Consider the following 18,963-nt stretch of genomic DNA (forward strand, 5'->3'; position numbering starts at 1 on the left):
CGGCGGGAACTATCGCGTGCGCCCGTCCGTCTTCCATGTCGAACGCATGATCTTCCCGGTGTGCGACGGAAGCGAGTTGCCATGCAGGCGGACGACCCGGCCAAGCTCGAAGCCACCCTCGCGGACGGGCGACGCATGACGCTGTCGCTGCCGCCGACCGACGCCAAGTGGGCCATGGAGGGGCATAGGGGGCCTGCGTACGGTGCCGCCCACGCACACGGGCCACGGCGAGGAGCCCCCGGCCATCCCCGAGGAGCCGATGCTGCCCCTGAGGACGGCGCTGCTCGGCCTGGACGGCTAGGTCCGGCAGACCCATCTGCCAGGTGCGAACCTCGCCGCGAGGCCCGGGTCCGCGGACCCCGTGAGCAGACCCGCCACCAGCCGTCCCGTCGCCGGGGCCAGCATCAGGCCCAGCATGTTGTGGCCGGTGGCGAGCAGGACGCGGGGGCGGCCCGGTAGCGGGCCGATGAGGGGCAGGCCGTCGGGGGTCATCGGGCGCGGGCCCATCCACTCCTGCTCCCGGCGTTCCCAGTCGGCCCCGGGCAGATACGGCCGCGCGGCCGCCACCAGCGCCTCCACGCGGCCCCGCCGAAAGCGGTCCGGGTCCCGGTCGAACTCCATCGTCCCGGCGACCCGCACCCCCTCGCCCAGCGGTGCCAGCACGGCCTTCGCCGAGCCCAGATGGACCAGCCGCCGCGGCAGGGTCTCGGCCGGCACCGAGAAGCTGTAGCCCTTCCCGGCGGCGACCTCGATCCGTATGCCGAGCGAGGCGCACACCTCCCTCGACCAGACGCCCGCGGCGATCACCACCGCGTCGGCCTCAAAGGTCCCCGCGGTCGTACGGACCTCGACGCGCCCCGCCCCGTCCCGTACGGCCGTCACCCGGGCGCCCTCGACCAGCTCGGCCCCGTCCCGCCGCAGCCGCTCGGCCAGCGTGTCCACGAACTGCCCCGGATCCACGGCCCATTGACGCTCCACCAGGAACCCGGCGCGCGCTGCGGTCCCCAGCGCGGGCTCCGCCTCGGCCAGCGCCGCGCCACGCAGCACCCCCTCGGGCGCGAGCGGGGCGTCGAGCCGGCGGAAGCCCGCCAGCCCGTGCGAGGCCTCCTTCTGCGAGGGGTACGCGAACAGGAAGCCGTCCTTCCCGGCCCCGCCGTCCACGCCGAGCGCCTCCAGTTCCTCGAACATCCCGAAGGTGTCCTCGGCGAGAGCGGCGAGCGCGGTGGCCCCGGCGGTGTGGTGCCGTGCCGTGCTGTGCAGCCCGAGCCGGGTCAGGAAGCGCAGCAGCGGCAGGCTCGGCACCGGGTTGATCCACAAGGGGCTGTCCGGGCGGAACACGCCGGTCAGCGCCTTGGCGGCGACGCCCGGGGCGCCGAGCGGTTCGACGAGGTCGGGGCAGATCTCGCCGGCGTTGCCGCGGGAGGCCCCGCTGCCGAGGCGGTCCCGTTCGAGGACGGTGACGGTGAGGCCGGCCCGGCCCAGGTGGTGCGCGCAGGCCAGTCCGACGACGCCACCGCCGATGACGAGGACCGAGGAGGGCGACGGGCTCACGAAAGCTCCTTCACGGTGGACAGTCCGGCCGGCGGGACGTCGCTCCCGTCCCCGCTGGCCTCGGCGAGGCTCTTGCCGCTGGTCTCCGGGGCGAGCCGGTACGACACCAGCCAGCCCAGGCCGCAGATCAGCGCGCCGAGGAACATGGCGAGCCGGGTGCTGTGGCCGAGCACCACAGGGGCGCCCCAGGTGCCGACGGCGGCGCCGATACGGCTGGCGCCGGTGGCGAAGCCGTTGGCGGTGGCGCGCACGCCGGTCGGGAACAGCTCGGACGGGTAGATCGCCTGGAGGCACTGGCTGGAGAACGACGCGAGGCCGAACACCGCGAACAGCGTGATCACGGCCGCGGGCCCCGGATCGGCGAGTATCGACAGCACCAGCAGCGGTACTGCGGACAGTGCGAAGCTCCACAACAGCAGTGGTCTGCGGCCCTTGTTGATGAACAGGATCCCGGACAGCGAGCCCAGGATGTAGAAGATCTGCAGCGCCACCGAGCCGAGGTAGGCGGTGTCGCCGTGGTCGAGTCCGAGCGAGGTCAGGATCGTCGGCTCGTAGGTGGTGATGGCGTAGATGGGCAGCAACTGACAGGCCCAGAAGGTGCCGACGAAGATCGTGCGGCGCAGATAGACGCCCTGGAAGATGTCGGCGTAGCGGGTGCGGGTGGTGGTCTCGGCCTCCAGGTCGCCCAGGTCGGCGTCGGGGCCGAGCATCTGGCGTACGACCTGCCGGGCCTCGTCGGTCCGCCCCTGGCTCATCAGCCAGCGCGGCGACTCGGGTGTGCCGAAGCGCAGCAGCAGGATCAGCGCGGCCGGGATCGCGCTGCTCGCCAGCATCCAGCGCCAGTCGTCCATGCCGGAGCGCAGCATCAGATAGCCGACGACGTAGGCGGTCGCCGCGCCCACGGACCACATGGTGACCATGACGACGAGCAGCGGCCCGCGTGACTTGCGTGGCGCGAACTCGGAGGCGATGGTGCCGGCGATCGCGAAGTCGGCGCCGATGGCGATGCCCATCGCGAACCTGAGCAGGGTCAGCGTCCAGGCGTCCGGCGCGAAGTACTGCGCCACGGACAGCGCGATGAAGGCGGCGATGTCGAAGAGGTAGACCTTCTGCCGGCCGACGCGGTCGGTGACGTATCCGAAGACGAGCCCGCCGACGAACATGCCGATCAGCGTGGCGGAGCCGACCAGGCCGGACATGGTGGAGCCGAGGTCGAAGTCGCTGGTGATGAGCGGGAGGGCGACACCGATGATGCTGAGGATGTAGCCGTCGCAGAACTCGCCGCCACCTGCGTACAGGGTGATGAGCCAATGGGTTCTGGTGGGCCGGGACTTCTCCAATGAGGGGGACATGGCCGAAAAAGGTAGGGATCGACGACGAAGTCGTCATCGGACGAAGTGCATGACCGCATCCCCGGATTCCGGGATCCGCCTGTACCTTCCGTACATGGCAGCCGGTGACGTCCTCACGCCCGAACTCGCCCAGGAGATCGCCTGCGACATCGGGCGCATCACCGGCTTCAACGTGCTGATCACCGATCGCGAGGCGGTCGTCATCGGCTGCGGCGACACCGGCCGGCTGGGCACGGTCCACGAGGCATCGTACGAGGTGCTGCGCACCCGGCAGCCGGCCACGCACACCCGGGAGCAGGCGCGGCGGATGCACGGGGTGCTGTCCGGAATGAGCCTCCCGATCACCGTGGGCGCCGAGGCGGTGGGCACGGTGTGTCTGACCGGGGATCCGGACGAGGTGCGGCGCTTCGGCCTGGTCGTGCGGCGGCAGACCGAGATCCTCCTGGAGGAGGCGGTCCTGCTGCGCTCGCGGCTGCTGCACGAGCGGGCCGTGGACGACTGCGTACGGGACATCGCGCTGTACGACCCCGAGGTCGTCGACGCCGAGACGGTCGAGGCACGGCTGGCCGAGCTGGGGGTCGATCCGCGGATCCCGCGCACGGCGGTGGTGCTGGAGGTCCGGGCGGGCGGTGTCTCCCGGATGTCGCTGCTGCGGACCGTGCGGGAGGTGTTCGGCGCCGCCCAGGACGTGGCCGGGGAGCTGGCCGCCGGGCGGTACGCGGTGCTGCGGGCCGGCACCGAGGGGCTCGCCGAGCGGTGCCGGGCCCTGGTCGAGCGCCTCGGCGGGCAGCGCGCGGCCGAGGCGCGGGCCGGGATCGGTGAGCCGGGCCGGGGCGTCGCGGGGTTGCACGCCTCGTACCGGGACGCGGCGCTGGCACTGCGTGCCGGGCCCCGGTTGGAGCCGGACGGGCGCGTCTTCGCGGTGGCCGATCTGCGGGTGCCGCAGCTCGTGGCCTCGGTCGTCCGGCAGGAGCGCGCCCGGTACGCGGCCGCCGTCCTCGCGGGACTGCGGGAGCGGGAGGACTGGCCCGTGCTGCGGGAGACGCTGATCGCCTGGGCGGAGGGCGGCTTCCAGCTGGTCAGGACGGCGGAGCGGCTCGGAATCCACCGGAATACGCTGCTCTACCGGCTGACGAAGATCGAGGAGCTGAGCGGGCGCGGGGTGCGGGAGCCGAGGACCGCGATGGCCATGTACCTGGCATGTCTGGCCGATGCCCTGTAGGTGACCGGCGGGCGGCGACCGATAGCGCCCGATTAGTACCAACTCACGGGTAGCTTTGATCGATCATCGCTCATTTGTTACGTAAAGATTTCATCTGAGAGCAAGTTCTGGCACTCGGTGCCTTGCCACGTGACACGCGGTGCCATACGTTGAAGGTGTCCGGGCGGCCGGCGTGCAGAGACCTTTCGTACGTCGGCTGTCCCCGCAAACCCCTCCCGGGGTCTGCGCGCCCGGCGCCTGCGTCACAGGCAACCTCCCGCGCCACAAAGCGCTGCCGAACAGCAACATCAGCCGAACCGACGGCAATCACCAAAAAACCCTCAGCAGCACCGACGTAACCCTCAGCACCCCTCCCTCAGGGTGCGTATCGCCGGAGGCAACACCGTGACCGTGAAGGACATTCTGGACGCGATCCAGTCGCCGGACTCGACGCCGGCCGACTTCGCCGCCCTGCCGCTGCCCGAGTCGTACCGCGCGATCACCGTGCACAAGGACGAGACGGAGATGTTCGCGGGCCTTCAGACCCGCGACAAGGACCCGCGCAAGTCGATCCACCTGGACGACGTCCCGGTGCCGGAACTCGGCCCGGGCGAGGCCCTGGTCGCCGTCATGGCATCGAGCGTCAACTACAACTCGGTGTGGACCTCGATCTTCGAGCCGCTGTCGACCTTCGGTTTCCTCGAGCGCTACGGCCGCCTCAGCGAGCTCACCAAGCGCCACGACCTGCCGTACCACATCATCGGCTCCGACCTCGCGGGCGTCGTCCTGCGCACCGGCCCCGGCGTCAACTCCTGGAAGCCCGGTGACGAGGTCGTCGCGCACTGTCTGTCCGTGGAGCTGGAGTCCTCGGACGGCCACAACGACACGATGCTCGACCCCGAGCAGCGCATCTGGGGCTTCGAGACCAACTTCGGCGGCCTCGCCGAGATCGCCCTGGTCAAGTCCAACCAGCTGATGCCCAAGCCGGGCCACCTGAGCTGGGAGGAGGCCGCCGCTCCGGGCCTGGTGAACTCCACCGCGTACCGCCAGCTGGTCTCCCGCAACGGCGCCGGCATGAAGCAGGGCGACAACGTCCTGATCTGGGGCGCCAGCGGCGGACTCGGCTCCTACGCCACCCAGTTCGCGCTGGCCGGTGGCGCCAACCCGATCTGTGTCGTCTCCAGCCCGCAGAAGGCGGACATCTGCCGCGCGATGGGCGCCGAGGCGATCATCGACCGCAACGCCGAGGGTTACAAGTTCTGGAAGGACGAGAACACCCAGGACCCGCGCGAGTGGAAGCGCTTCGGCAAGCGCATCCGTGAGCTCACCGGCGGCGAGGACGTCGACATCGTCTTCGAGCACCCCGGCCGCGAGACCTTCGGCGCCTCCGTCTACGTCACGCGCAAGGGCGGCACCATCGTCACCTGCGCCTCCACCTCGGGCTACAACCACGAGTACGACAACCGCTACCTGTGGATGTCGCTGAAGCGGATCATCGGCTCCCACTTCGCCAACTACCGCGAGGCCTGGGAGGCCAACCGGCTGGTCGCGAAGGGCAAGATCCACCCCACCCTGTCGAAGGTCTACTCCCTGGAAGAGACCGGCCAGGCCGCGTTCGACGTGCACCGCAACCTCCACCAGGGCAAGGTCGGCGTCCTGTGCCTCGCCCCCGGGGAAGGCCTCGGCGTGCGCGACGAGGAGATGCGCGCCAAGCACATCGACGGCATCAACCGCTTCCGCAACATCTGAGACACCCGGGGTCATAGATGACTGAGCGTCAGCCCGCCGAAGGCGCGCGGGAGAAGGACCGGCCGTGGCTCATGCGCACGTACGCCGGGCACTCCACCGCCGAGGCGTCCAACGAGTTGTACCGGCGCAACCTCGCCAAGGGCCAGACCGGCCTGTCGGTCGCGTTCGATCTGCCGACGCAGACCGGCTACGACTCCGACCACATCCTCGCCCGCGGCGAGGTCGGCCGGGTCGGCGTGCCGGTCGCGCACCTCGGTGACATGCGCCGGCTGTTCCAGGACATCCCCCTGGAGCAGATGAACACCTCGATGACGATCAACGCCACCGCCATGTGGCTGCTGGCGCTCTACCAGGTCGTCGCCGAGGAGCAGGGCGCCGACATCACCAAGCTCCAGGGCACGACCCAGAACGACATCGTCAAGGAGTACCTGTCGCGGGGGACGCATGTCTTCCCGCCGGGGCCCTCACTCCGGCTGACGACGGACATGATCGCGTACACGGTCTCCCACATCCCGAAGTGGAACCCGATCAACATCTGCAGCTACCACCTGCAGGAGGCGGGCGCCACGCCGGTCCAGGAGATCGCGTACGCGATGTCCACCGCGATAGCGGTTCTCGATGCCGTACGCGATTCAGGGCAGGTCCCCGCCGAGAAGTTCGGGGACGTCGTGGCCCGTATCTCCTTCTTCGTGAACGCGGGCGTCCGCTTCATCGAGGAGATGTGCAAGATGCGGGCGTTCGGGCGGATCTGGGATCAGGTCACGCGCGAGCGTTACGGCATCGAGAACCCCAAGCAGCGCCGCTTCCGGTACGGCGTCCAGGTCAACTCCCTCGGTCTGACCGAGGCGCAGCCGGAGAACAACGTCCAGCGGATCGTCCTGGAGATGCTGGCCGTGACGCTGTCCAAGGACGCACGCGCGCGTGCCGTGCAGCTGCCCGCCTGGAACGAGGCCCTCGGCCTCCCCCGGCCCTGGGACCAGCAGTGGTCGCTGCGCATCCAGCAGGTCCTCGCCCATGAGAGCGACCTGCTGGAGTACGAGGACATCTTCGAGGGCTCGCACGTCATCGAGGCGAAGGTGAGCAAGCTCGTCGAGGAGTCCCTCGCGGAGATCGAGCGGATCCAGGAGATGGGCGGCGCGATGGCCGCCGTCGAGTCCGGCTACCTCAAGTCGCAGCTCGTCTCCTCGCACGCCGAGCGGCGGGCCCGTATCGAGTCCGGCCGCGAGAAGATCATCGGCGTCAACATCTTCGAGACGACCGAGCCGAACCCGCTGACGGCGGATCTCGACACGGCCATCCAGACGGTCGACCCGGCCGTCGAGGCTCGCGTCATCGCCGGCCTCCAGCACTGGCGCGACACCCGCTACCAGCCGCCCTTCAACCACCCACGCCCGTGCAAGGCGCTGGAGAAGCTGAAGGAGGCCGCCAAGGGCACCGGCAACCTCATGGAGGCCACGCTGGAGTGCGCCCGCGCGGGTGTCACGACCGGTGAGTGGTCCGGGGCCCTGCGGGAGGTGTTCGGCGAGTTCCGGGCGCCCACGGGCGTCTCCTCGGCGCCGGTCGCGGTGCCCGCGGAGGAGGGCTCGGCCATGGCCGACGTCCGCCGCCGCGTCGATCTGACCGCCCAGGACATGGGCGTCGGCAAGCTGCGCTTCCTGGTCGGCAAGCCCGGCCTGGACGGGCACTCCAACGGCGCCGAGCAGATCGCCGTGCGGGCCCGTGACGCCGGGTTCGAGGTGGTCTACCAGGGCATCAGGCTGACGCCCGAGCAGATCGTGGACGCGGCCCTCGCCGAGGACGTGCACGCGGTCGGCCTGTCGATCCTCTCCGGATCGCACGCCCAGCTGGTTCCTGACGTGCTGGAACGACTCCGTGTGGCCGGTGCCACAGATATACCCGTGATCGCCGGTGGCATCATCCCGAATGGTGACGCCGAGCAGCTCAGGGCCGCCGGTGTGGCCGCCGTCTTCACCCCGAAGGACTTCGACATCACCGGAATCATCGGCCGCATCGTCGACGAGATCCGGAAAGCGAACAAGCTCGACCCCCTGGAGGTCTCCGCATGACGACCGTCAACCGCCTTCGCCCGAGGCGCTCCTGCCTGGCTGTACCGGGCTCGAACCCGCGCTTCCTCGAAAAGGCGCAGGGTCTCCCGGCTGACCAGGTCTTCCTCGACCTCGAGGACGCGTGCGCCCCGCTCGCCAAGCCCGAGGCGCGGCACACCATCGTCAAGTTCCTCAACGAGGGCGACTGGACCGGCAAGACGAGGGTCGTGCGCGTCAACGACTGGACGACCGAGTGGACGTACCGCGACGTCGTCACGGTCGTCGAGGGCGCCGGCCAGAACCTCGACTGCATCATGCTGCCGAAGGTGCAGACGGCCCAGCAGGTCGTCGCCCTGGACCTCCTGCTGACCCAGATCGAGAAGACGATGGGCTTCGAGGTCGGCAAGATCGGCATCGAGGCGCAGATCGAGAACGCGCAGGGCCTGAACAACGTCAACGAGATCGCGACGGCGTCCCAGCGCGTCGAGACGATCATCTTCGGCCCGGCCGACTTCATGGCGTCCATCAACATGAAGTCGCTGGTCGTGGGCGAGCAGCCGCCCGGGTACCCGGCGGACGCCTACCACTACATCCTGATGAAGATCCTGATGGCCGCCCGCGCCAACAACCTCCAGGCGATCGACGGCCCCTACCTGCAGATCCGCAACATCGACGGCTACCGCGAGGTCGCCCAGCGCGCCGCCGCGCTCGGCTTCGACGGCAAGTGGGTGCTGCACCCGGGCCAGGTCGAGGCGTCCAACGAGATCTTCTCGCCCTCGCAGGAGGACTACGACCACGCCGAGCTGATCCTGGACGCGTACGACTACTACACGTCCGAGGCGGGCGGCAAGAAGGGCTCCGCGATGCTCGGCGACGAGATGATCGACGAGGCGAGCCGCAAGATGGCCCTGGTCATCTCCGGCAAGGGCCGGGCCGCCGGCATGCAGCGCACGTCGAAGTTCGAGATCCCGGAGGCCTGAGCGCGATGCAGTTCGGACGCACCTACGAGGAGTTCGAGGTCGGCGCGACGTACAAGCACTGGCCGGGAAAGACGGTCACCGAGTACGACGACCACCTCTTCTGTCTCCTGACGATGAACCACCACCCCCTCCACATGGACACCAACTATGCGGAGAAGACGACGGACTTCGGCAAGAACGTCGTCGTCGGCAACTACATCTACTCGCTGCTGCTCGGCATGAGCGTGCCGGACATCTCCGGCAAGGCCATCGCCAACCTGGAGATCGAGTCGCTCAAGCACGTGGCGCCGACCTTCCACGGCGACACGATCTACGGCCAGACGACGGTGCTGGACAAGTGGCCGTCCAAGTCGAAGAACGACCGCGGCATCGTCTACGTCGAGACCAAGGGCTACAAGCAGGACGGCACGCTGGTCTGCGTGTTCCGCCGCAAGGTGATGGTCCCGACCGAGACGTACATCAAGGAGCGCGGCGGCGAGCAGCCCGGCCGCCCGGAGCTCAAGCAGCAGGAGAAGTAGCCATGGCACGTCTCGCCCGGACCGCCGGTCTCACCGACATCCAGCAGGAGATCCTCTCCACCGTCCGCGACTTCGTGGACAAGGAGATCATCCCGGTCGCCACCGAGCTGGAGCACCGCGACGAGTACCCGCAGCAGATCGTCGACGGCCTCAAGGAACTCGGCCTGTTCGGCCTGATGATCCCGGAGGAGTACGGCGGCCTGGGCGAGTCCCTCCTCACGTACGCCCTGTGCGTCGAGGAGATCGCCCGCGGCTGGATGTCGGTGTCCGGCATCATCAACACGCACTTCATCGTGGCGTACATGCTCAAGCAGCACGGCACGCAGGAGCAGAAGGACCACTTCCTGCCGCGTATGGCGGCCGGCGACATCCGCGGTGCCTTCTCGATGTCGGAGCCGGCCCTGGGCTCCGATGTGTCGGCCATCACCTCGAAGGCGGTGAAGGACGGCGAGGAGTACGTCCTCAACGGCCAGAAGATGTGGCTGACGAACGGCGGAACCTCCTCTTTGGTCGCCGTACTCGTGCGAAGTGACGAAGGACACCCCGAGGGCACAGCCCCCCACAAGTCGATGACGACCTTCCTCGTCGAGAAGGAGCCCGGCTTCGGAGAGGTCCGTCCCGGCCTCACCATCCCCGGCAAGATCGACAAGATGGGCTACAAGGGCGTCGACACGACCGAGCTCATCATGGACGGCCTGCGTATTCCGGCCAATCGTGTGCTCGGCGGCGTCACCGGCCGAGGTTTTTACCAGATGATGGACGGCGTCGAGGTCGGGCGCGTCAATGTGGCGGCGCGTGGCTGTGGCGTCGCTCAGCGTGCCTTCGAGCTCGGCGTCCAGTACGCCCAGCAGCGACACACCTTCGGCAAGCCGATCGCCCAGCACCAGGCCATTCAGTTCAAGCTGGCCGAGATGGGTACCAAGGTCGAGGCCGCCCATGCCATGATGGTGAACGCGGCACGCAAAAAGGACTCCGGGGAACGAAACGACCTTGAGGCTGGGATGGCGAAGTACCTCGCCTCCGAGTACTGCAAGGAGGTCGTGGAGGATGCCTTCCGGATCCACGGCGGCTACGGCTTCTCCAAGGAGTACGAGATCGAGCGCCTCTACCGTGAGGCTCCGATGCTGCTGATCGGTGAAGGAACTGCCGAGATCCAAAAAATGATCATCGGTCGCCGGTTGCTCGAAGAGTATCGCTTCCAGGGCTGAATGTCCGGATACGGGGTGTTTTCTTGGAGAAGAAGATCACACCCCGTCAACACTCTTCAGCCGCCGACTCGGCTTCCTGGCTTGCCCAGTTGTGGCCCGCGACCGGTACGATCCCGGGAAAGCCGCCGTCCCCTGATACCGCGCGGCATCATCCGCTACGAAGGTCATCCATGCCCCACAGCCAAACCTCTGCACCACGCGACAGCCAGGTCGGCGGCGTACGCCTCGCGCGCGGAGCATCGCCGTGGCTTCTCCCGACCGTCGCCACCGCAGCCGTCAGCCTGCTGCGCGCACGCCGCTCCGGCGTCGCCAAGGCCGTCGCCGTGCCCGCCACCGCTCTCGCGGCGGGCATGCTGTGGTTCTTCCGCGACCCCGAGCGCGAGATCGCCCAGGGCCGGGTCATCTCGCCCGCCGACGGTGTGGTGCAGAGCATCATGCCGTGGAAGGACGGCCGCACCCGCGTCGCGATCTTCATGAGCCCGCTGAACGTCCACGTCAACCGTGCGCCGCTCTCCGGCATGGTGACCTCGGTGGAGCACATCCCCGGCGGCTTCGTTCCGGCGTTCAACAAGGAGAGCGAGAACAACGAGCGCGTAGTCTGGCACTTCGACACCGAACTCGGCGACATCGAGATGATCCAGATCGCCGGCGCGGTGGCCCGCCGCATCGTCCCCTACATCCCGCAGGGCACGAAGGTCGAGCAGGGCGACCGTATCGGTCTGATCCGCTTCGGCTCGCGTGTGGACATCTACCTGCCCGAGGGCGTGGAGGTCGCGGTCGAGGTCGGGCAGAAGACCGTGGCTGGGGTGACTCGCATTGACCGTGATTGATCCTGAGACCCAGCCGGGCTGGGTGCCCGAGGCCGACGAGGTCGACGAAGAGGAGGAGATGCCTCTTTCTCTTCGCCTGTCGATAGCGGACACCCTGACGCTCGGCAACGCGACGTGCGGCTTCATGGCGGTGTACTTCACCACCACCGGCATCCTGATCCCGCACCTCACCGGCAGCCAGGAGACCGGCATGGCCCGCCACAGCGCGGCCACGGCGGTCATCCTCATGCTCTGCGCGGCGGTCTTCGACCTGTTCGACGGCCTCGTCGCGCGCAAGCTGCGCTCCTCCCCCATGGGCGCCGAGCTGGACAACCTCTCCGACCTGATCAGCTTCGGCCTCGCGCCGGCGTACTTCGTCCTGGTCTACGGCATGGTCGCCGACGACGCGCACCAGCGGGTGGCGGCGGTCGGCGCGATCGTCGTTCTGCTGGCGGTGGTGCTGAGACTCGCGCGGTTCTCGTGCGTCACCGTGCCGAACGGCATGTTCCAGGGCATGCCGTCGCCGTTCGGGGCGCTGACTGTGGTCTCGATCGTGCTGCTGGAGCTGCCCTTCGTGGCGACGCTGCTGGCGATTCTGGGGACGGCCTGGCTGATGGTGAGCCGGGTCGAGTACCCGAAGCCGCGCGGTCGGCTGGCCGTGGCCATGCTGTCCTGGATCGTCGTGTCGATGGGTCTGCTGGCGGCCTGGGCCTTCGATGCGCCCAGCGGCCAGCTGCTGCTGCAGACCGGGTGTGCGCTTCAGCTGGTGACGGGCGCGGTGATTCCGCTGTTCGCCACGGCTCGGCGGGTGAACAACTTCCGTGACAATCGGCGGGAGGCGCGGGCGGCGCAGCTGCCGTAGCGCTCCGCTGGGTGGGGCCCCGGACCGGGTTCGGTTCGGGGCCCTTCGCATGTGCGGGTTCGGGATCCCAGCTTCTTTCGCCCCGCCGCCCCTACCCGTCCCGTCCCCGGGGGCTGCCGCCCCCGGACCCCCGCTATCGGCCCTGAACGGGCCTCGTCCTCAAACGCCGGAGGGGCTGAAGAACGGAAACGTTCGGGTCAGGTCAGGAAGTCCGTCGCGATCCGTTGTGCCGAGCGTTCCAGGATCGGGCCGGCGTCCGCGATGCACTTCGCCACGTCCGGCTCGATCTCCGTCAGGGGGTACGCGCGTCGGATGCCGGCCCGGCCCAGCGACTCCGGAGCCAGGGCCAGGCGGCCACAGACCGCGACGACCTCCTTGCCGGCGGCGCGGGCGGCGGCGGCGACGCCGGCCGGGGCCTTGCCGTGGAGGGTCTGCTCGTCGAGGGAGCCCTCGCCGGTGATGACGAGGTCGGCACGGTCGAGGGCGGGGGCGAAGCCCAGGACGTCCAGCATGACCTCGATGCCGGGGCGGAACCGGGCGTCGAGGAGCAGGGCGCCGTACCCGATGCCGCCCGCGGCCCCCGCACCCGGCGACGCGGCATGCTCCGCCGCCTTCGGGCCGACCGACTCCTCCAGCACCTTCGCGAAGTGCGCGAGCGCCGCGTCCAGGGTCTCCACGTCGTCCGGCGAGGCCCCCTTCTGCGGGCCGTACACGGCCGGGGCGCCCTTGGGGCCGGTCAGGGGGTTGTCGACGTCGCTGGCGAGGACGAGGTCGATTGAGGCCAGCCTCGGGTCCAGGTCGGAGAGGTCGGCCGTGGCCAGGTCGCCCAGGCCGCCGCCGCCCGGCGGCACCGGCTCCCCGTCCGCGTCCAGGAAGCGGGCGCCCAGCGCGGTCAGCATGCCCGCGCCGCCGTCCGTCGTGGCGCTGCCGCCGACGCCGAAGACGATCGTGCGGGCCCCGGCGTCCAGCGCGGCCCGCAGCAGCTCCCCGGAGCCGTAGGTGGACGCCGTGAGCGGGGCGAAGACGCCTGCGGGCAGCCGCTGGAGGCCGCTCGCCTCTGCCATCTCCACGACCGCGGTGTCGCCGCGCAGCGCGAACGCCGCCGTCACCTCGTGTCCGAGGGGCCCGGCGACACGGACCTCACGCCGCTCGAATCCGGCCGCGACCGCCGCGTCCACGGTCCCGTCGCCGCCGTCGGCCACAGGCATGGCCTCCACCTCGACGTCAGGCACGACCCGGCGCAGGCCGGCCGTCACCCGCTCGGCGACCTGCACGGCCGTCAGCGAGCCCTTGAACTTGTCCGCGGCGATGAGCACGCGCTGTGTCACCTGATTTCCCCTTGCTCTCCGGGCCTCGCGCACGTCAAGGCCAGTCGCGCCGCTGCGACCTTAACCGGAGGAGGCCCATGCCGTCATTCCCTGCCCGGAGCCTGAGAACCCCGAGCGGACGCGCCCGGAATTGGGTAGACCGGTTCTATGACCCCTGTGGGCAGCGAGCCAGAGCTCGCCGACCGCGTCCTCGGGGGCTGGCTGGGCCGGATCGCGGGCAACATGCTCGGCAAGCCGGTCGAGCAGGGCGACCTGTGGACGCGGGACCGTATCGATCAGTATCTGAGGCAGGCCGCCGCCCTGCCCCTCACCGACTATCTCCCGGAGCCGGCCGGCGAGGACGACGGCTTCGAGCTGCGTCCCGAGTGGCGCCAGTGCGTGCGCGGCCGTATCCATGGCAGCTGCCGCGACGACGACGTCGACTACGCCATCCTCGGCCTGGATCTGCTGGAGACCCATGGCTTCGGCTTCAGCACCGAGCAGGTCGGGGAGCTGTGGCTGCTGCGGCTGCCGTATCTGCAGACCTTCACCGCGGAGCGGGCCGCGTACCGCAATCTGGCCAACGGGCTGAAGCCGCCGCTCACCGCCACGTACGACAATCCGTACCAGGAATGGATCGGCGCCCTCATCCGCGCCGACATCTACGGCTGGACCTGTCCGGGCGTCCCGCGCCGTGCCGCGTCCCTGGCCCGGCGGGACGCGGTGCTGTCGCACACCGGCAACGGCGTGTACGGCGCGATGTGGGCGGCGGCGCTGATCGCGGCGGCGTTCAGGGCGGGCACGATCCGTGCGGCGGTCGACGAGGCGCTCGCGGTGATTCCGGCGAGCTGTCGCCTCGCGCGCACCGTGCGCCGGGTCGTCTCGCTGCACGACACCCGGATGACCTGGGAGGACACGCTCACCACGGTCGCCGAGGAGACCGCGGGGCTCGGCTGGATCCACACCATCCCCAACGCGGCCGTGCTCACCGCCGGGCTGCTCTACGGCGACGGCGACTTCACCCGCACCATCACCCTCACCGTCCGCGGCGGGCTCGACACCGACTCCAACGGGGCGACGGCCGGGTCGGTGGCGGGGGTGCTGACCGGCGCGGAGGCGATCCCGGAGCAGTGGACGGGGCCGCTGGAGGACATGGTGCGCAGTGCGGTGTTCGGGTTCGACGGGGCGCGGATCAGCGAGCTGGCGGAGCGGACGGTGCGGCTGGCGGAGACGGGAGCGGAGGCGGAGGGGTAGAGGGCAGGCGCGGGGTGCTTGGCGTGGTGCGCCGGGGTGCCTCCTTGCGCGGGGGCTGTGGCGCCGCGGGGCTGGTTACCCTTCCCCAATGACCACGACGTCAGATTTCGCCACGTACATCGCGGGTCTCCCCCGCGTCCTCTCCGGTGCCGCCGCCCTCTTCCGGGACGCCGAGGGCCGAGTCCTGCTGGTGGAGCCCAACTACCGGGAAGGCTGGGCGCTTCCGGGCGGCACCATCGAGTCCGACGACGGTGAGACACCGCGCCAGGGCGCCCATCGCGAGACGCTGGAGGAGATCGGGCTCGACCGGGTACTTGGTCGGCTGCTCGCGGTGGACTGGGTGTACCGGTCGGGTTGGCCGCCGCTGGTGGCGTATCTGTACGACGGCGGGGTCCTTCAGGAGGACGACTTCAAGGCGATTCGGCTGCAGGAGGAGGAGCTGCTGTCCTGGCGGCTGGTCGAGCGCGACGAGCTCACCACGCTTCTGCCGGGCGCCCTGGGCCGTCGTGTCCTGGCCGCGCTGGACGTTCTCGCGGACGGCGGCGGGACGGTGGAGCTGGAGAATGGGCACCGAGTGAATTCCGAGCCTGCTGAGTCGTAATCACTGCCGGATTACTGTCGGAATCATGAATCGGCTGCCTTGACGCCCTTGCGGCCGGGTCTAATATGACCGTCGCCGATGCACCAGGACCGCGTTCCTCTATCCGGAACGCATGCATTTCGCATTCCTGTCCCGGTGATATCCCGGGATTCTCATTCCGCTACGAGCGGGGGCGTCATGCGCGTAATGATTCAAATGCGGCCCGAGCGCGATGTGGTGGCTGCCGTGGTCGATTCCCGGACTCCCACCCCGCCGGCCGTCGAAGTGGCGGGCGAGGTTCCCGGGCTGATCCTGGATCCGGCGTTCGTGCCGGTTCCGGTGCCCCGGCCGCGGCCCGCGGAGTCCGGCGGCGATCCGCTGTCGCTGGACCAGCCGCTCGTGTTCTCCCTGGCCCCCGAAGACGCGAGTGTGCTGGTCCGCGGGGAGATCCAGGACGACGACCTGGCGGGCCGGCTGGCTCTGCTGTCCGCGGCGCGTCCGGACATCGTCGGCATCTCCTCCGACCCGGTGATCGAGACGACCCCGGTCTGCGGCGGCACTCCCCCCGTCGGCGACTGGAACGACGTCCGGCACAGCGTCACGGACCTCCTCGCCGCCGAGGGTCTCGACGGGCAGGGTGTCGCCCTCGCCGTCGTCGACACCGGAATCAACACCGCCCATGTGAGCCGGGCCCTAGGCGGCCGGGAGGTGTCGCTCAGGGAGGACCTCAGCTGGAAACCCGCCGGGGTCGACGGGGACTTCGGCCGGTTCCCGGTGCACCACGGCACGATGTGCGCCTTCGACGCGCTGATCGTCGCCGAGCGGGCGGACCTGGTCGATGTGCCCGTGCTGCTGTCCCGGCGGCAGGGCGGCACCGCCCTGGACGGCCTGCTGTCCGACGCGGTCGCCGCGTTCGCGCATCTGCGGTCGCTGCTGGAGGCCGTGCCGCGCAAGGACCGCTCCCCGCTCGTCGTCAGCAACAGCTGGGGTTCGTTCAGCCCGGCCTGGGACTTCCCGCCGGGGCATCCGGGCAATTACTCCGACAACCGCGCCCACCCGTTCAACCTGGCCGTCGCCGCGCTGGAAGAGGCCGGTGCCGACATTCTCTTCGCCGCCGGAAACTGCGGACGGGACTGTCCCGACGGCAGGTGCGCCTTCCCGAGCCGGCCGATCACCGGGGCCAATTCGCATCCCCGGGTGCTCTCGGTGGCCGGCGTCGACGTGCACGGCAACCGGGTCGGCTACTCGTCCCAGGGCCCCGGAAGGCTCGCCTCACGCAAGCCGGACCTCGCCACGTACACCCACTTCTCCGGCTCGGGGGCGTTCGGCGCGGGCAGCCCCGACTCGGGCACCTCGGCGGCCTGCCCGGTCGCGGCGGGCGTCGTCGCGGCGGTGCGCACCCGGCTCACGCCCCGGCAGCTGTCCCCCGCCGGGATGCGCACCCTGCTGCGGCGGACCGCCAACGACGCCGGAATCGCCGGCTACGACCATGATTACGGGTACGGCACCATCAGCACAGCGTCGATCGTGGAGGCGCTGCGCCTGCGCGGCAAGAACAGCGGCCGTTCTTAGGAGGCCCATGGCTGCCGACAGCCCCACCGTCCTGATCAGCGTGACGCTCTGGCCGGGCGCCACGCTGCGGGACGCCGTGCGCCGGCTGCGGCTGGCGGAGGACGAGGTGGACACGGCGTACGGCCTGGTCCTCGTCGACCCGGCCCGCCATCTGTACGCCCTGCTGGTCACGCAGAGCGCCGGCGAGCGGCTCCGGGGAATCCCCGGGGCCGGTGGCCCGTACGCCAACCCCCGTATCGAGCCCTTCGGCCCGCCCCGCCCCGAAAACGACAACGACTGACTACCAGGACTGTCCTACGCTCGATGCCATGACCAAGCCGCCCCTCGTCGCGATCCTCAGCGGCGCCGGTATCAGCACGGACTCCGGGATCCCGGACTACCGCGGGCCGAACGGGCTGTGGCGCCGGGATCCGGAGGCCGAGAAGCTCGTGACGTACGAGTACTACATGGGCGACCCGGAGATCCGGCGGCGTTCCTGGCAGCTGCGGCGCAAGAACCGCGCCCTCCGGGCCGAGCCGAACGCCGGGCACCGGGCTGTCGCGGAGCTGGAGCGGTCGGGCGTGCCGGTGCGGGTGATCACGCAGAACGTGGACGGGCTGCACCAGCTCGCCGGGATGCCCGCCCGCAAGGTGCTCGAACTGCACGGCAGCGCACGGAGTGTGCTGTGCACGAAGTGCGATGCGCGCGGGCCGATGGAGGACGCCCTGGCCCGTGTCGAGGCCGGTGAGGCCGATCCGCCGTGTCTGGAGTGCGGCGGGATCCTGAAGTCGGCGACGGTGATGTTCGGCGAGCGCCTCGATCCGTCGGTCCTGGGTGAGGCGGTCGCCATCACCAAGGCCTGCCAGGTCTTCATCGCCGTCGGCACCAGCCTCCAGGTCCAGCCCGCCGCAGGGCTCGCAGGTATCGCCGCCGACCATGGCGCCCGGCTCGTCATCGTCAACGCGGAGCCGACTCCGTACGACGAACTGGCCGACGAAATCGTCCGGGAGCCGATCGGCACGGCCCTGCCGGCGCTGCTCGGTCGCCTCGGGTCGGGGACTCCGAGACAGACCCGCCGGTGAGAAATCAGCTGCGTGCGGCAGGGTGAGCGGATCAGAATCCCTCCCATGACTTCTCGGATCCGCCATGTGACGATCGACTCCGCCGACGCCTACCGCCTCGCCGGCTTCTGGTCCCAGGTGCTCGACCTGCCCGTGCACGAGGACGACAAGCCGGGAGACGAGGATGTGCTGATCGAGGGGGCGGGGCTGTTGTTCGTCACCGTCCCCGAGCCCAAGAGCGTCAAGAACCGTGTGCATCTCGACCTTCAGCCGCAGGACCGCACCCGGGACGAGGAGGTCGAGCGGGTGCTCGCCCTCGGTGCCGCGCTGGTCGACGACCGGCGCCGGCCGGACGGCAGGGGCTGGGTGGTCCTCGCCGATCCGGAGGGCAACGAGTTCTGTGTGGAGCGCGGCGCCGCGGAGCGGGACGGCGGCTGAGGGGCTCAGAACAAGGCCGTTCCGCTCTCGAAGTCCAGCAGGCGCTGTTTGCGGTCCAGTCCGCCGCCGTAGCCGGTGAGGCTGCCGTTGGCGCCGACGACACGGTGGCAGGGGACGATGATGCCGATCGGGTTCTTGCCGTTGGCGAGTCCGACCGCGCGGGAGGCGCCGGAGTTGCCCAGGGCGTCGGCGAGTTCGCCGTAGGAGCGGGTCTCGCCGTACGGGATGCGGCGCAGCTGGTCCCAGACGCGGCGCTGGAACTCGGTGCCGTTGAGGCGCAGTTCGACGGTGAAATCCTTGAGGTCGCCCGCGAAGTAGGCCTCCAGCTCGTCGACGATCGCACCGAAGGGCGTCTCGTCGCGGTCTCCGAAGGTCTCCTCGGGTGGGCGGTGGCGCTGGTCGGTCATGTAGAGGCCGCACAGGACGCCGTCCTCGGCGACGAGGGTGAGCGGGCCGTAGGGGCTGTCGATGACGGTGTGCTGCTTCACTGGATTTCC

At 69.9% G+C, this 18,963-nt stretch carries 18 protein-coding genes; 14 read left to right on the plus strand and 4 right to left on the minus strand.

Features of this window, described 5'->3' with window-relative positions; translation table 11 throughout:
- Positions 1 to 297: 297 nt before the first annotated feature.
- Together IE325_RS02525 and IE325_RS02530 are read right to left on the minus strand one after the other, a co-directional pair.
- Positions 298 to 1,551 (minus strand): NAD(P)/FAD-dependent oxidoreductase, encoded by a 1,254-nt coding sequence (locus IE325_RS02525; RefSeq protein WP_190067963.1) that lies wholly within the window; start codon positions 1,549 to 1,551, stop codon positions 298 to 300.
- Positions 1,548 to 2,903: an MFS transporter gene (locus IE325_RS02530; protein WP_190067964.1), complete on the minus strand. Its 1,356-nt coding sequence runs from the start codon at positions 2,901 to 2,903 to the stop codon at positions 1,548 to 1,550. Before IE325_RS02530 ends, IE325_RS02525 begins: the two co-directional genes overlap by 4 nt.
- A 94-nt stretch (positions 2,904 to 2,997) precedes the next feature.
- On the opposite strand from IE325_RS02530, the gene IE325_RS02535 reads away from it, so the two are divergent.
- The 8 genes from IE325_RS02535 to pssA all read left to right on the plus strand — a co-directional run bounded on the left by IE325_RS02535 (position 2,998) and on the right by pssA (position 12,275).
- Positions 2,998 to 4,125 carry a CdaR family transcriptional regulator gene (locus IE325_RS02535; RefSeq protein WP_190067965.1) on the plus strand — a complete coding sequence of 376 codons (1,128 nt, stop codon included), beginning with the start codon at positions 2,998 to 3,000 and terminating at the stop codon, positions 4,123 to 4,125.
- A 390-nt stretch (positions 4,126 to 4,515) separates the two neighbouring features.
- The gene (gene ccrA / locus IE325_RS02540) at positions 4,516 to 5,853 is read left to right on the plus strand and encodes a crotonyl-CoA carboxylase/reductase (RefSeq protein WP_190068491.1); all 1,338 of its coding nucleotides are present in this window, start codon (positions 4,516 to 4,518) and stop codon (positions 5,851 to 5,853) included.
- 17 nt (positions 5,854 to 5,870) lie between these two features.
- Positions 5,871 to 7,919, plus strand: a complete 2,049-nt coding sequence (locus IE325_RS02545) for an ethylmalonyl-CoA mutase (protein WP_190067966.1) — start codon at positions 5,871 to 5,873, stop codon at positions 7,917 to 7,919.
- Positions 7,916 to 8,878 (plus strand): HpcH/HpaI aldolase/citrate lyase family protein, encoded by a 963-nt coding sequence (locus IE325_RS02550; RefSeq protein ID WP_048579464.1) that lies wholly within the window; start codon positions 7,916 to 7,918, stop codon positions 8,876 to 8,878. The genes IE325_RS02545 and IE325_RS02550 overlap by 4 nt, the downstream gene beginning before the upstream one ends.
- 5 nt (positions 8,879 to 8,883) lie before the next feature.
- The gene (locus IE325_RS02555; RefSeq protein WP_062716551.1) at positions 8,884 to 9,396 is read left to right on the plus strand and encodes a MaoC family dehydratase; all 513 of its coding nucleotides are present in this window, start codon (positions 8,884 to 8,886) and stop codon (positions 9,394 to 9,396) included.
- Between the two features lie 2 nt (positions 9,397 to 9,398).
- Positions 9,399 to 10,604: an acyl-CoA dehydrogenase family protein gene (locus tag IE325_RS02560; protein ID WP_190067967.1), complete on the plus strand. Its 1,206-nt coding sequence runs from the start codon at positions 9,399 to 9,401 to the stop codon at positions 10,602 to 10,604.
- A 170-nt stretch (positions 10,605 to 10,774) separates the two neighbouring features.
- Complete coding sequence (locus IE325_RS02565) at positions 10,775 to 11,434, plus strand: phosphatidylserine decarboxylase (protein ID WP_190067968.1); 660 nt, start codon at positions 10,775 to 10,777, stop codon at positions 11,432 to 11,434.
- Positions 11,435 to 11,456: 22 nt separating this feature from the next.
- On the plus strand, positions 11,457 to 12,275 hold the full coding sequence (pssA, locus tag IE325_RS02570; RefSeq protein WP_186285154.1) for a CDP-diacylglycerol--serine O-phosphatidyltransferase: 819 nt from the start codon (positions 11,457 to 11,459) through the stop codon (positions 12,273 to 12,275).
- Positions 12,276 to 12,472: 197 nt separating this feature from the next.
- Here pssA and IE325_RS02575 read toward each other — a convergent pair whose 3' ends face one another.
- A complete protein-coding gene (locus tag IE325_RS02575; protein WP_229911617.1) occupies positions 12,473 to 13,603 on the minus strand; it encodes a glycerate kinase in 1,131 nt (376 codons plus the stop codon).
- 147 nt (positions 13,604 to 13,750) lie between these two features.
- Between IE325_RS02575 and IE325_RS02580 the strand changes: the two genes are divergently transcribed.
- The 6 genes from IE325_RS02580 (at position 13,751) to IE325_RS02605 (ending at position 18,466) form a co-directional block, all read left to right on the plus strand.
- Positions 13,751 to 14,836 carry an ADP-ribosylglycohydrolase family protein gene (locus tag IE325_RS02580; protein ID WP_190067969.1) on the plus strand — a complete coding sequence of 362 codons (1,086 nt, stop codon included), beginning with the start codon at positions 13,751 to 13,753 and terminating at the stop codon, positions 14,834 to 14,836.
- An 88-nt stretch (positions 14,837 to 14,924) separates the two neighbouring features.
- Complete coding sequence (locus IE325_RS02585) at positions 14,925 to 15,437, plus strand: NUDIX domain-containing protein (protein WP_190067970.1); 513 nt, start codon at positions 14,925 to 14,927, stop codon at positions 15,435 to 15,437.
- 195 nt (positions 15,438 to 15,632) lie between these two features.
- Entirely contained in the window at positions 15,633 to 16,988 is a 1,356-nt protein-coding gene (locus IE325_RS02590) for a S8 family serine peptidase (RefSeq protein ID WP_229911618.1), read from the plus strand.
- A 7-nt stretch (positions 16,989 to 16,995) separates the two neighbouring features.
- Positions 16,996 to 17,268 (plus strand): hypothetical protein, encoded by a 273-nt coding sequence (locus IE325_RS02595; RefSeq protein ID WP_190067972.1) that lies wholly within the window; start codon positions 16,996 to 16,998, stop codon positions 17,266 to 17,268.
- 28 nt (positions 17,269 to 17,296) lie between these two features.
- Positions 17,297 to 18,049: an SIR2 family NAD-dependent protein deacylase gene (locus tag IE325_RS02600; protein WP_190067973.1), complete on the plus strand. Its 753-nt coding sequence runs from the start codon at positions 17,297 to 17,299 to the stop codon at positions 18,047 to 18,049.
- Positions 18,050 to 18,094: 45 nt separating this feature from the next.
- Positions 18,095 to 18,466, plus strand: coding sequence for a VOC family protein (locus IE325_RS02605; RefSeq protein WP_190067974.1), 372 nt, complete (start codon positions 18,095 to 18,097; stop codon positions 18,464 to 18,466).
- 5 nt (positions 18,467 to 18,471) lie between these two features.
- Here the strand turns inward: IE325_RS02605 and IE325_RS02610 are convergent, their stop codons facing one another.
- Positions 18,472 to 18,954, minus strand: a complete 483-nt coding sequence (locus tag IE325_RS02610; protein ID WP_190067975.1) for a methylated-DNA--[protein]-cysteine S-methyltransferase — start codon at positions 18,952 to 18,954, stop codon at positions 18,472 to 18,474.
- Between the last annotated feature and the right edge of the window lie 9 nt (positions 18,955 to 18,963).

Origin of the sequence: Streptomyces lanatus (assembly GCF_014655715.1) — a bacterium.
Classification (GTDB): Bacteria; Actinomycetota; Actinomycetes; order Streptomycetales; family Streptomycetaceae; genus Streptomyces; species Streptomyces lanatus.